The organism is Streptomyces sp. 4N124, from assembly GCF_052245395.1.
Lineage (GTDB): Bacteria > Actinomycetota > Actinomycetes > Streptomycetales > Streptomycetaceae > Streptomyces.
The window spans coordinates 251,898-264,205 of record NZ_JBQQBS010000003.1; the positions used below are offsets into that span (position 1 = coordinate 251,898).

Here is a 12,308-nt window from a genome sequence, read left to right on the forward strand (position 1 = left end):
CTCCTTGTACTGGGCTAGTCGACACAGATGTTGGGCACGGCGACGCGGCGGAGCACTTGTCGGAAGCAACGTATTCCGGCTGGGTAGTGGGCGAGAGCGTCCAGGAAGTCCAGGTCGAAGAAGGTGTCCTGCAGGGCACGCACGGTTTCCCAGACAGCCAGGTTGACGAGAACGTTGCTGCTCCCGATGCCGCGGTAGAGCTGGGCCTGGATGAACCCGTTGCGGCCCTTCATGTAGGCAGCGGTCTTCTGGTACGCGTGGATGGCTTGGTCGACCGCGCCATCCGGAACGACGAAGATGTCCAGCAGCGTGAAGGCGCCATGGGTGGCCTGGAACTGTTCGGCGAGCGGAACGTCGGAACACAAGTCGACGTACTCGATCGCAGATGGGCCGACAGCCGGTTCCCCCGCCGCCTGGGCGGGCTCCTGCTCCCACGGTGCGCCCAGGCAGACCCCGGGCACTTCCACCGGCCGCACCAGGTGGGGGTATGCCGCCGATCCGTCCGGGTAGGTCGGGAGCAGTGCCTGGAACTCGGGACTCATGAAGGCGTTGTGCAGGTCCTTCGCCGACTCCCAGTCGGCGACGTTGGTGACGATGCGGCCGGCCGCTCCGCGGTACAGCTGCTGGGAGATGTTCCCCGCCTTCGTCTTCATGACCTCCGAGTCCAGGCGCCATACCTCGATGACGTCTTCCTCCAGGCCGGGAGGCGTGACGAAGGTGTTCACAATCGTGACGGGCTCGTCTCCGGACTCATTCAACTGAGCCATGAACGGCGCCCGAGCGTCGAAGTCGTTCAGTGTGATCATCGGCGGTCTTCCTCATTCTGTGGCGATCGACGCTGGTCGACCGGCGAACCGCTAATTGTGGTGATCTTCGTCGTACCAGCGCTCCGAGCCCTGTCTGCCCCACGGTTTGGCGAGATCGGGCTGCATGGAGCCTGCGCGCCACGGAGCTGCTCACTGCGACGTCCTGACGTCCTGAGAGACCCCGTGCTCGAGGACCGCGATCTCGGTCCCCTCCGGTGCCAGGTCGCGGAGCAGTCCGCAATGCATCTTCTGGTGGACCGGGGCGAGGCCGGCCTGGTGGATCGGCACGGCGAGCCGGGGCGCCACCGTCCGCAGGTAGTCGACCGCCTCGCCGATCTTCATCCACGGCCCGCCGATGGGAAGCAGCAAGACGTCGACCGATCCGGCCGGAGCATCCAAGGCGTCACCAGGGTGCAGCAGGCTGCCGTCGATGATGTACCCGTTGTTCGGCACGATCGGGAGTGCGGCGTGGATACACGCGTGGTCACCGCCGACGACCTCGACCCTGACCCGTCGAAGGACGAATGTGCTCCCGGGACCAACGATTCGCATCCGGCTTGGTGCGATGTCCCAGCGTCCCGCGAGGGCTGCCTGTGTGTGAGCGTTGAGCACGAGCTCGGCCGCAGGGTTGTCGGCCAGTAGCTTGCCGAGGCGCTCGCCGTCGACGTGGTCCGCATGCGCGTGGGTGAGGAAGACCGCATCGAGGTCGACCACCTGCTCGAAGTCCCGGGAATAGCCACCGGGGTCGAGCAGAAAGCGAATGATGCCGTCATCGCCCGAGAGCTCCACCAGCACGCACGCGTGCCCGTAGTGCGTCAGCTTCATTGTGAGATTCCTTGCCGGCTGTCCACTACGGGTGGACGATCGTCATCCACATGGGCTTCCTGCGCTGCTGCATGTCCTGGATCGCCGTGACGGTCTCGGCGAGCGGGAAGTGGTGCGTGATCAGGTCGTCTGCGGTGACGGCACCGATCTCGAGAAGCTTCAGCACGTCCACCACGTCGTTGCGCGTGTCGCCCCTGGTGCCGACGAATCGCCAGCAGTTACCCATGATCGCGATCGGCGGGATGGGCACCGGAACGGTGTTGCCGCCCATGTGCGCCAGAACGCCGCCTGTAGTCATGGACGCCATGGCGTGAGCGGTGATCGGGCTGGACGGCACATAGTCGAGGACAGCGTCGACGCCCTGCGGAACCAGACGCCGGATCGCCCCGGTGAGGCCGCTGCTGGCCTCCCAGCCCTCGGGTAGATTCTCGGTCGCAATGGAGTCGACGGCGATGCCGTCGGCCTCCGCCAGCTTCTCGACGTCCTTGAGCCGCTCGCCGCTGCGGCCCACCAATATCAGCCGCCCAATGCCGAACTGCTTGGCGAACTTGACGCTCGCGGTGCCCATCGTGCCGGTCGCCGCGGTGATGACCACGGTCGCAGCCTGTGGCAGGTGGCACTCCTTCAGTATCCGAACGGCGTTACCCAGGTCGTGGACCTTCGCCCCGACGTCGAAGCTGACGTTGTTGGGCAATCTGTCGAGCAGCCAGAACGGGACGCGAACGTACTCGGCCAGCCCTCCGTCGTGGTAGCGCTCGTACAGCGGCAACGGACCATCGCTGAACGCCGCGTGGCCGATCATCGCGTACTGAGCACACATGTTCTCGCGGTCGGATCGGCAGTGGACACAGTGACCACAGCTGAGCTGGGGGTGGACTCGGACGCGCTCGCCTCCGGTGAAGCCCGGTACATCGGGTCCCACCTCCGAAACAGTGCCTGCCATCTCGTGCCCGAGGATCGTTGGCAGCTGCTTGAAGGCCCCCATCTTGAGCAGCGACATCATCCCGGGGGCAAGGCCGGCGGACTCGACCTTGACGATCACTTCACCTGAAGCCGGTTCGGGAACCGGGACCTCCTCAAGGACAAGGGCACTCTCGGCGTCGTGGGCCCGCGTTGCCAGCATGGTGCTCATGCCTGGCTCCTTTCGACGGCTGCACCCAGCCGCTCAGGCGAGTAGGGATCGGCAGTGCGCGTGGTATCGATGACCTGCGGAAGTTCGAGGTGCGACAAGAGCGAGACGTGGGTCGACTGCTCGCGCGGGATGCTGGCGTGGGCCAGGCCGAGCGGAATCCGCACGAAGTCGCCCGGATGCAGCTCAACGATGCCCCGCTGCGTCGCGAGGGTGCGGATGCCAGAGACCTGGTACTGGATCTCGTCGGCGTCGAGCATCCGCCGGTAGCGCCGACTCCCGTCACCGGCCGTCGTGTTGGCGTATCCGAGTCGAATCGTCGGTGTGGCGTAGATCCACGTGGCGCCGGCACCGTCACCGATCGAGTGCACCCGCATCCGCTCAGGCTCGGCGTGCACGCGCTCGAGGAGCCACGTCTCGTCCGCGGGGAACACCGCGATGTCGTGGCCGACCGCCCCCATGCACTGGGTGACGGCCTCGTTGACCTCGCCCGGCTCCCAGCCGGGGAACGGCGGCATTACCGGCTGCGACGTCCGAATCGGCTCGACCAGCTCGGCGACCGGCGCGGGCAGGTACAAGACCAGGTGGCTCTCCTGCCGACCGTAGTTGTCGTGGCCGACCCCACACGGGATCCGGGAGAACTCGCCCGGCCGGTGCTCGATGACCCCGAGCTCGGTCATCAGCGTCCGTTCACCATCGATCTGGTACGAGATCTCATCGACATCACAGTTGCGGTGGTAGAACGGCTGACGACCGTTCATGACCTGCCACTCGACGCGGAGTTGGTCGTTCTCGTACACGCCGCGCGGGGGCGCGAACCTTTGCTCGACGTACTTCTGCGGAAAGTGAACGACGGGCAGGAGCTCGTGATCATTCCACAGCTTGATCGGTAGCTTGCTCGGGTAAGGAGACGCGAGGAGCAGATCCTCGTCACGATCGATGCTGCGCAGCGGCCGATCAGATCCGATGGTCATCACGTCTTCGACGACCCTCATGGAGACCTCCTCGTCTCGGAATATGGGTGGCGTCGCGGCAGCATCCCCGTGACGCCGGGACGACGCTCCGATGTGGCAGCTCTGCGATTCAGCGCCGAGCGCGCGCCTCCAGGACCCCGCCTGACCCCACCCACGACGTGCCACCGGGGTGCGACGGTGCGCGGCGAGAGCCCCACACCATTATTATCAACCTGGTTGATATATGTCTACGTACTTGACGCTTGTCGCCTCGCGTCGCCTGCCACAGAGGAGCGCAGCTGCGCCCGGAGCGATGGATCAGAGGTCTTGCCCCCGGAGTGCCATCGAGCTCCCGGCAGAGGATCGGCTCAGGCGCGCCACGCCGTGGCCGAGGTCGTCGTGACCACAGCAGCGCGGCGCGCCTCGTTGGACTCGGCCGGGCTACGTTCACACCGTTCACCGTTCACCGTCCCCGCGCTCGGCGAAGACGCGTCTGCAGGTTGCGAACTGGCGTGAGCTCATGGCGCGTTCTCCACCAAGTCAGCGGATGTGGCCAGCGAGTCTCGGGAGAAGGCCAGAACTCCTGGACGCCCGCGTTGAACTCCGCCCCGAGGATGACCGCGAAGCCGAGGAAGAAGTTGAAGAGCAAGAAGGCGATGGCCGTTGCCAGGGCGCCGTAACTGATGCCGGCCTGCGCGGTCCAGCTGAGATAGCGGCGCAGGCCCTCGCTTGCAGCCATGAAGAACACGCCCGCGACGAGTGCGCCTCCGAAAAGGCGACGCCACCGCAGCGTGTGCTGCAGAGCCAGCTTGTACAGGGTGGTGAGCGCGACGATCAGCAGCAAGCCTGTCCCGGGATAGTAGAAGATGTCGATGAGACGCAGGCCGGGTTCGCGCCACTCCACCGGCAGCACGCGGCCCGCGAGCGAGGGGCCAAGGGCCACCACAGGCAGAATCAGCACAGCTGCGATGAGGAACCCGATGCAGAGGAGCAGGGCGAAGATGCGCTGCCAGACCGGGTGACGCGCAGATGCTTGCCCGTGTGCCGCGGTGATGGCGTCCACGAACGCGGCTATTGCTGACGAACCGGCCCACAAGGACAGTACGAAACCGATCGAGAGCACGCCGCCGTGGCCCGGTTGAAGAACGTCAGCGACCGTCGGCGCCACCAGGTCGTCGCCTACGCTCGGGCTGATCAGCCTTCGGGAGAAGGTGATGATCTTGGACTCCACGACCGCGACGGTGTCCGGGCCGAACCAGTGGCCGACGTAACCGAGGCTGCCGAGCAGGACAAGCAGGAGCGGCGCCAAGGACAGCATCTGCCAGAATGCGGCAGCGGCCGAGCGCATGAAGATCGAGTCGGCCCAGGACTTGGCCGCGACATGGACGACCAGCCGACGGACCTGCCCGAGTTTTCTGACGACCCGGCCCGTATCCTGCGCCTCTATGTTGATTGCTGTCTCCTTCGCCGAGGGAGGCCAGTTCCTCTGCTGTCGGGGTTCCATGCGGGTGGAACGACTCGATGGTCCGCAGTCCTCAAGCCTGTCCCTGGGCACGTGCGGCTTTGCTCCAGGCCCGAGTCGCGAGGGACATGGGCGATGGCGGCAGCCAACTCGTCTGCGCGGAGGGTCGTGTGCTTGTGGGTACCGTGGATCAGGCGGTCGACCAGGCCGGGATGGGGGCCCTGCGATCTCGGCGACCAAGTGCTGGCGGAGCCACGGCGCAGGGACCCCTGTACGGCCGTCGCATGTGTGCTCAGACCGGTGTCACCATCGCCGCCTAGCTGTGCGCACGGCGCACCAAGTACTCCCACCCGGCTCTGATCTGGTGTGGGTTCCAGATCTGCTCACGCTTGAACCGGGTCTCGGCCTCGTTCGATGCGGTGAGTACGCCGCCGGCAGCCTCAGCGAGGAGCTGGGTGTGGCAGGCGCGCTCGAGCAGCACCGCGTACATGACGGCCGTCGCGATGTCCGGGCCGACTGTCACGGCGCCGTGGTGCGGCATGAGTATCGCGTTGGCGTCGCCGAGTCCCTCGGCAAGCTCTCGGCCCAGGTCCCTGGTCGCGATCAATGCTCCTGTGACCGTGAACCGCGGCAACTGCGGATAGGCGAACGGCACTGCATCGTGAGAGATGGGCAGGAGCTCGCGCTGGAGCGAGGAGAAGGCGCTCAGCGCAGGAGCGTGCGTGTGCACCACTGCCCCGACACCTGCACGGCGAGCGAAAATCTCGGTATGGATGGGGAACTCCAGATGTCGGGCCCCGCTCCCCCGCAGCACCTTGCCCTCCGGCGAGACCAGGACAACCCGGTCCTCGTTGATCTCGTCGAAGCCGAATCCCGAAGCTTTCATCCAGGCGCCCCGACCCTCAGGATCGCGGACTGAGGCGTGGCCCCACACCATGTCGGACAGGCCAGCGGTCGCGAGTGCGCGGCTGGCGCTCACGACGTCGGCAACAACATTCATCTGGTCGAACCTCCTTCGAACGCGCCCGGGGGCCCGGCACAGGTTTCCGCCATCCGGATCCGCTCGAACCCGAGACCGCCTTCAATTGCCAGTCGTGCCCTGGACCAGGGCGGGCACCACGCACACGGCCAGCACCACGGCGAAGGCGACGGCGTCTCTCGACGTCGGCCGCGACGGCTGGGCTGAAATCTGGCCCGAGCCCCCCCGGGCCGTGATCGCGTCGCCCATCTCGTCGGCGCGCCTGAGCGAGGCCGTCATCGCGGTGGCCAGCATGTCGATCATCTCGCTTCTGCGTCGGCGCCAGCGCTCCCGCCGGGTCGTCGCAGCAATACGTGGGCGCAACCGCCGTGCAGCGAAGAGCACACGGAATTCCTGGCTCAGGATCGGGAACGCCCGCAGGGTCAGCGCGAGGGTCACCGCCCAGTCATCAACCGGAAGTCCCAGCGCCTTGAACGGACGGCCCAGCTTCGAGACAGCGGGCGCGACCTCCGAGACGTTGGTCGTCCACGACACCAGTGCGCAGATCCCCATCAGCGAGGCGGTCAGCAGGAGGAGCTGCAGGTAGCCGAGCAGGCCACCGAGACCGGCCGGGTCACCGCCTGCGGCGCCGAACGCCACGCCGCCGATGAGCAGGAGCACCCACAACAGGGGCGGCATCGTGGGCAGCACTCCGCGCGTGACGCCGGCCAGCCTGCCCACGGCCAGCACGAACACGGTGAGCAGTCCGATCGTCGTCCAGGTAGGGAAGGACACCATCAGCACCGAGAAGACCGCCACGACGATCAGCTTGGTGCCTGCCCACAAGCGGTGGACGGGTGAGTTCCCGGGAACCGGACGCAGCAGCACCAGCGGCTTGGTGCGCCTGCGCTTCCGGATGGATTCGGTCTGTGCCGCGGTCATCGAGCGCCTCCGGTGTGAGTGGGCGCCGGCACGAGTGTGCCCTTGTGCAGCTGCAGGGCGCGCGGACACAGCTCGTCGAGTCCGGAGAAGTCGTGGGAGATGACGATCACCGTGAGTCCTGTGTCCCGGCGCAGCTCGGTGAGCAGCGCCAACAGGCCGCGCGAGCTCGCGGCGTCGAGGCCGGCAAGTGGTTCGTCGAGGATGATCGCGCGCGGTTCACGGGCCAGTAGGCTGGCGAGCACCACACGCCGCATCTGACCGCCGCTGAGCTGGTCGATACGGCGATTCGCCAACGCGGGGTCCAGACCGACGGTGACCAGGGCGCGCTCCACGCGGCCGTGGTCGCCAGGGTCGAACCCGGACGCCGAGGCGATCTCAGCTTCGACAGTGGCGCGCATCAGCTGGAGTCGAGCGGCCTGGAACGACATAGCGACCGCACCCACTTGGTCTGACACCGGATTGCCGTCCAGCAGGCAGCTGCCCTTCGTCGGCTCCACGAGTCCAGCCATGATCCACGCGAGTGTCGACTTTCCCGAGCCGTTCAGCCCGTGGATCAGCACGCCGTCACCTTCGCCGATCGTAAGGTCGATGTCGTGGAGGGCCGTCGATGCCCACGGGGTGCCGCTGCCGTACTCGTGTCCGACCCCCCGCAGCTCGAGCAGTGGCTGACCGCTGTGGTGGCTCGGCGCGCGCATGGCCGCCGGGACGGGCGCCGAGATCACCATGTCGACGTTGTCCTCGTTGCCAGTCAGGTTGACGATGCGATCGGCGGTGCAGGCCTCGTCGTTGAAGTGGGTGATGTGGACGATCGCCATGTCGTGGCGCTGGGTGAGCCCTGTCAACATGTCGATGAGCGTGTCGCGGCCAGGCTGGTCGACCATGCTGGTGATCTCGTCGGCGATCAAGAGTCGCGGCTCCCGAGCAAGCGCTGCAGCGATCGCAAGACGTTGGAGCTCGCCGCCGGACAGCGCGCCGGTGTCGCGTTCGCCCAGATCCGCAAGACCTACCTCGGCGAGCAAGCGGTCAACGTCGACGGAGACGCCGCACGGGAGACCCCACACGACGTCGTCGACGACGCGGGTACCGAGAACCTGGCTCTCCGGGTGCTGCATGACCACTGCGGTCCCACCGAACTGGCCGAGACCGACCGCCCCGGGGCGGTCGAGGGCGCCTGAGGTGGCCTCACGACCGGAGAGCATCAGCATGAGAGTCGTCTTGCCGGACCCGTTGGCGCCGGTGACGGCCACGTGCTCCCCCGACGTGATGGTCAGGTTCAGCGGGCCGACAGCGTCCTGGACCGTACCGGGGTAGCGGAAGCAGGCGTCGCGCAAGGTGACCGGCAGGGGTGCGACCGGGCGGTCGTCGTGGACGAAGTCCAGTTGGTGGACGTCTGGAACGCTGCCGAGTCGGGCGAACACTCGCGACACGGCCCACCAGGCGACCATGTTGATGATGGTCATGATGACCATCGAGGTCGAGATGACGAAGATCGGCCAGTAGTCGATCAGCGTCGCCGCGGCGTCGCGCACCCAGTCGCCGACCGGCTCCAGCGCGGGCACCACGCTGAGGATGTTCGCGACACCGTCGGCGTAGCCGGTGACGAGCTCGAAGATCACCTTCCGGAATGCCGAGAGCACTGCCACCAGGGCTGCGACACCGACACCAAAGACGGCGCCCGCCGTGACAGCGGCGACGGAGATGCTCCAGATACCTCCGCCCCGACGTTTCACGAAGCCGACCAGGCCACCGATGTAGACACAGATCACTATCGAGCAGGGACCTGCCAGGCTGACGACGAGGAACGTGACGATGGTGCTGGCGACCGCCGCTGCTCCGAGCACCCGAAGACGGTGGCGGAACGCCAGCAGAGCCATCGGCACGGTGCCGAGCGTCAGAAGCGGGGCTGCGAACGGCAGCGCGGTGGCGGGGACTACGATGGCGCTACAGAGGGCGGCCATCACCGCCGCGTGCGCGAGTTCGGCTGGTTGCAGCGGCCCGGTTCGCCGGAGCACTTCAGTCTTCATGTTCGCAGCCCCCTCCGCTTCAGCTGACGTCAGGCGTCAGGTCCTCGGGCTGCTTGCGCTTGATCTCCCAGAAATCCGGATAGGAAGCGAGTGTGAGGACGGCATCCCACAGCTTGCCGGCCTCTTCGCCCCGAGGGATGCGAGAGAGCACCGGACCGAACACCGCGACACCGTTGATGTGGATGGTCGGGACGCCGGCGATGGCGCCGGGCGCCTTCACGCCCTGGTCAGTACTCGCGCGCAGCGACTCCTGGTACTCCTCCGAGGTGGCGGCGTCAGCCAGCTCGGCCGGCAGATCGACCTCGACCAGCGCCTCCGCGATGATCTTTTCGAAGTCCTTCTTCAGCAGGTCGCCGAAGGCCTTGTTGTCGCCGTTGTGGATGCGCGAGCCCAACGCGGCGTAGAGCGGCTCCACGATCTCCGCGCCGTGCGCGCGCTCGGCGGCCGCCAACACCCGGACCGGCGCCCACGCCTTCGCCATGATCTTCGGGTTGCTGAACTGCTTAGGAAGGTCATCCTCATTGAGGATCGCGAGGCTCAGGAGGTGAAACGACACCTCGAAGTCACGGACCGCCCTCGCCTCCAGGAGCCAGCGGGACGTGATCCAGCTCCACGGGCAGAACGGGTCGAACCAGAAGTCGGCACGGGCCTTGTCGGACATGGCATACCTCTCGGTGAGATGAAATCGGGTGCGATGGGGATCGAGTCACGGGTCGCTCCCCCAACGTCTTGAGTCGGGTTCAGACCGTGCTCGAGTGGATGGTTTTGCAGGTCAGCGCCTTCACCGCCGGTGCGGCGGCGCAACGCGGGCGCACGATCGTGCACGCGAACGCGGACTGGCTGAGGCTCCGCACCTCGGTTACCGGAGGCCCTCAGCCACCAAGTTCCGAGTCGCCCAGGCCCGCAGCTCAGCCGAAGTCCGGCTCGAGGTCTGCGCGGTCGCGCTTGAGCTCCCAGAAGTCCGGACAGGAAGCGAGCGTCAGGACGGCGTCCCACAGCTTGCCGGCCTCTTCCCCCGACGGGACGATCCGGCCGATCACCGGCCCGAAGAACGCCACACCGTTGATGTGGAGGGTCGGGGTGCCGATACCACCGCCGGGCACGTCCATGCCCTCACTGTTGCTCTTCTTCAGCGCGGCGTCCCACGTGGGGTCCGCCGCCGCCTGCGCCAGCGCGGCGGGCAGACCGACCTCGGCGAGGGCGTCCGCGATCAGGACATCGAAGTCGCGCGCGACGACGTCCTTGAATCCCTTGTTGCCGGCGTGGTGGATCCGCGAGCCGATCGCGGTGTAGAGCGGGCCGAGCATCTCACGGCCGTAGGCGTCCTCCACCGCCGCGGCCACGCGCACCGGCGCGTACACCTTGCGCAGCATCTCCGGGTCATTCAGCTGGTGGGGCAGGTCGCCTTCATTGAGCACGACCAGGCTCATCACGTGCCACGTCACTTCGAGGTCGCGGACCTTCTGCGCCTCGAGGAGCCATCGGGAGGTGATCCAGCTCCACGGACACAGTGAGTCGAACCAGAAATCGACATGAGGCTTTTCGGGCATTGAGGGGTTTCCTCTCGTAGCGGCTGGGTGATTCGCAACGCGGTGCGGCGCCGGCCACGCTCCAGACCTATCAACGTTACTGACATATGTCAACGAGGTTGATACTCGCTGCTGCGGGTGCCCCTCCCGGCGAACCGGAGGGGCAACAGGAGGCGGCTCGGGCCAGACGGGCAGACCCTCTATAGATGCATGGTCGTCGGCGGACACGCCCCACGCGTCCCCTCACAGCAGGCTTTGACCTACTGCTCTCGCAGTAGCCGAGCGAGCGACCAAAGTCCCGCTAGATCTCTCCTGTGCAATCACCCACAGGATTGTTGACAATAATGTTAGTGTTCTGACGGCACTGGCGGCAGAACCCGACGGTCAGCAGATCCGGAAGTGAGGAGACAACCGTGCAGGCTATGCGTGGCGTCCAAGGGGTCTTGGGTATCCCCGCACCTATCAACGAACCGATGTTCAGCACGGTGGAGCGGGATCGGCGCTGGGGTCGCCTGCGGGCCTTGATGGACGAGGAGGGCGTGGAGCTGCTGATCGTCCTGCCCGCCTGGGTCACCTCGGACTCGCTCTACATTGCCGACACGATCGGCGTCACCATCTTTCCGCGAGAGGGCGACCCGATCCTGATCCTCGGCGGTGAGCACAGCAACTACGCCGTGGAGCGTCCACACTGGATCGACGACCGGATGAGCGCGACACCGTTCGGCTCGACCGCTCCCGAGTACGGGCTGGTCACCGCCGAGGTGCTTCGCCGACGCGGCCTCGTCGGCCGACGTACGGCGATCGCCGGGCTACGCGGCGACGAGTACTCGTCAGTGCGGCAGCCCGAGGGGTATGCCGCACACACCACGGTGTCACGCATCGCAGAAGCCGTCGGCGGCGAGAACATCGTCGACGGGACCGCGATCCTTGGACGCGCACGGTACGTCAAGGGCGTTGAGGAGATCGCCCGCCTGGCCGCCAGCGTGCACGTGGGCGAGGCATCACTCGCTGCCATGGCGGCCTCGGCCCGAGAGGGCGTAGCCCAGGCCGAGGTGTTCGGGCAGATGCTGTTGGCGCAAGTCCGGGCCGGCGCGGACGTACTGCACATCGCCTGGGCACCCGGCCCCTGGGGCGCAATGCGGCATCGATACGTAACCCCGCCGCCGGGAGTCCTCGAGCGGGGCACGTACGTCGCCACGGAGCTGATGCCCGAGATCCGGGGCTACCAGGCCCAGGTCGCCCAGCCCTTGGTGGTCGGTTCCCCCTCGGCCCGGGCGCGCGACATCTTCGAGCGCAACGCAGCGGCGTTCGACATCGCCCTGGAAACGATGCGGCCGGGGAAACGGTGGGGTGACGTCTTCTCAGCCGTGGAGTCCGTTGCGGGCGCGGACGACGGACACATGCTCACCCTCCTCCACGGCCGTGGACTCGGCAATGACGGACCACTGCTCATTCCCAACCGCGACCGGTCCCACGTGGCCGAGTTGCCGATCACGGCGAACACCACATTCATCCTCAAGCCGTTCCTTGAGGTACCCGAGGCTCCCGTCCCTTCCCCGCGAACCCACGATGTCACGTGGGGCGACACCGTCGTCGTGACCGAGACGGGCGCCGAGCGGCTGGGAACCCGACGGCGCGAGCTGACCGTCGTCGACCAAGCGTGACAGCGGGGCCCCAGCG

The 12,308-nt window shown here is 66.9% G+C and carries 11 protein-coding genes; 1 reads left to right on the top strand and 10 read right to left on the bottom strand.

Translation table 11 applies throughout. The features are described from left to right. Positions 1-14 precede the first annotated feature (14 nt). The 10 genes from ACTWQO_RS05030 to ACTWQO_RS05075 form a co-directional block, all read right to left on the bottom strand. Complete coding sequence (locus tag ACTWQO_RS05030) at positions 15-806, bottom strand: antibiotic biosynthesis monooxygenase family protein (protein WP_443235973.1); 792 nt, start codon at positions 804-806, stop codon at positions 15-17. A 150-nt stretch (positions 807-956) separates the two neighbouring features. Then, positions 957-1,631: an MBL fold metallo-hydrolase gene (locus tag ACTWQO_RS05035; protein WP_443235974.1), complete on the bottom strand. Its 675-nt coding sequence runs from the start codon at positions 1,629-1,631 to the stop codon at positions 957-959. A gap of 25 nt (positions 1,632-1,656) precedes the next feature. Further along, on the bottom strand, positions 1,657-2,763 hold the full coding sequence (locus ACTWQO_RS05040; RefSeq protein ID WP_443235975.1) for an alcohol dehydrogenase catalytic domain-containing protein: 1,107 nt from the start codon (positions 2,761-2,763) through the stop codon (positions 1,657-1,659). After that, entirely contained in the window at positions 2,760-3,755 is a 996-nt protein-coding gene (locus ACTWQO_RS05045; protein ID WP_443235976.1) for a hypothetical protein, read from the bottom strand. The genes ACTWQO_RS05040 and ACTWQO_RS05045 overlap by 4 nt, the downstream gene beginning before the upstream one ends. Positions 3,756-4,176: 421 nt before the next feature. Then, positions 4,177-5,217 carry a YihY/virulence factor BrkB family protein gene (locus tag ACTWQO_RS05050; RefSeq protein WP_443235977.1) on the bottom strand — a complete coding sequence of 347 codons (1,041 nt, stop codon included), beginning with the start codon at positions 5,215-5,217 and terminating at the stop codon, positions 4,177-4,179. 274 nt (positions 5,218-5,491) lie between these two features. After that, the gene (locus ACTWQO_RS05055) at positions 5,492-6,175 is read right to left on the bottom strand and encodes a class II aldolase/adducin family protein (protein ID WP_443235978.1); all 684 of its coding nucleotides are present in this window, start codon (positions 6,173-6,175) and stop codon (positions 5,492-5,494) included. A gap of 81 nt (positions 6,176-6,256) precedes the next feature. Further along, positions 6,257-7,075, bottom strand: a complete 819-nt coding sequence (locus ACTWQO_RS05060) for a CbiQ family ECF transporter T component (RefSeq protein ID WP_443235979.1) — start codon at positions 7,073-7,075, stop codon at positions 6,257-6,259. Next, complete coding sequence (locus ACTWQO_RS05065) at positions 7,072-9,099, bottom strand: ABC transporter ATP-binding protein (RefSeq protein WP_443235980.1); 2,028 nt, start codon at positions 9,097-9,099, stop codon at positions 7,072-7,074. The genes ACTWQO_RS05060 and ACTWQO_RS05065 overlap by 4 nt, the downstream gene beginning before the upstream one ends. 19 nt (positions 9,100-9,118) lie before the next feature. Beyond that, positions 9,119-9,760: a mycothiol-dependent nitroreductase Rv2466c family protein gene (locus tag ACTWQO_RS05070; protein ID WP_443235981.1), complete on the bottom strand. Its 642-nt coding sequence runs from the start codon at positions 9,758-9,760 to the stop codon at positions 9,119-9,121. A 247-nt stretch (positions 9,761-10,007) separates the two neighbouring features. Next, positions 10,008-10,649, bottom strand: coding sequence for a mycothiol-dependent nitroreductase Rv2466c family protein (locus ACTWQO_RS05075; protein ID WP_443235982.1), 642 nt, complete (start codon positions 10,647-10,649; stop codon positions 10,008-10,010). Between the two features lie 452 nt (positions 10,650-11,101). Between ACTWQO_RS05075 and ACTWQO_RS05080 the strand changes: the two genes are divergently transcribed. Beyond that, on the top strand, positions 11,102-12,292 hold the full coding sequence (locus tag ACTWQO_RS05080; RefSeq protein WP_443235983.1) for a M24 family metallopeptidase: 1,191 nt from the start codon (positions 11,102-11,104) through the stop codon (positions 12,290-12,292). Positions 12,293-12,308: the final 16 nt, after the last annotated feature.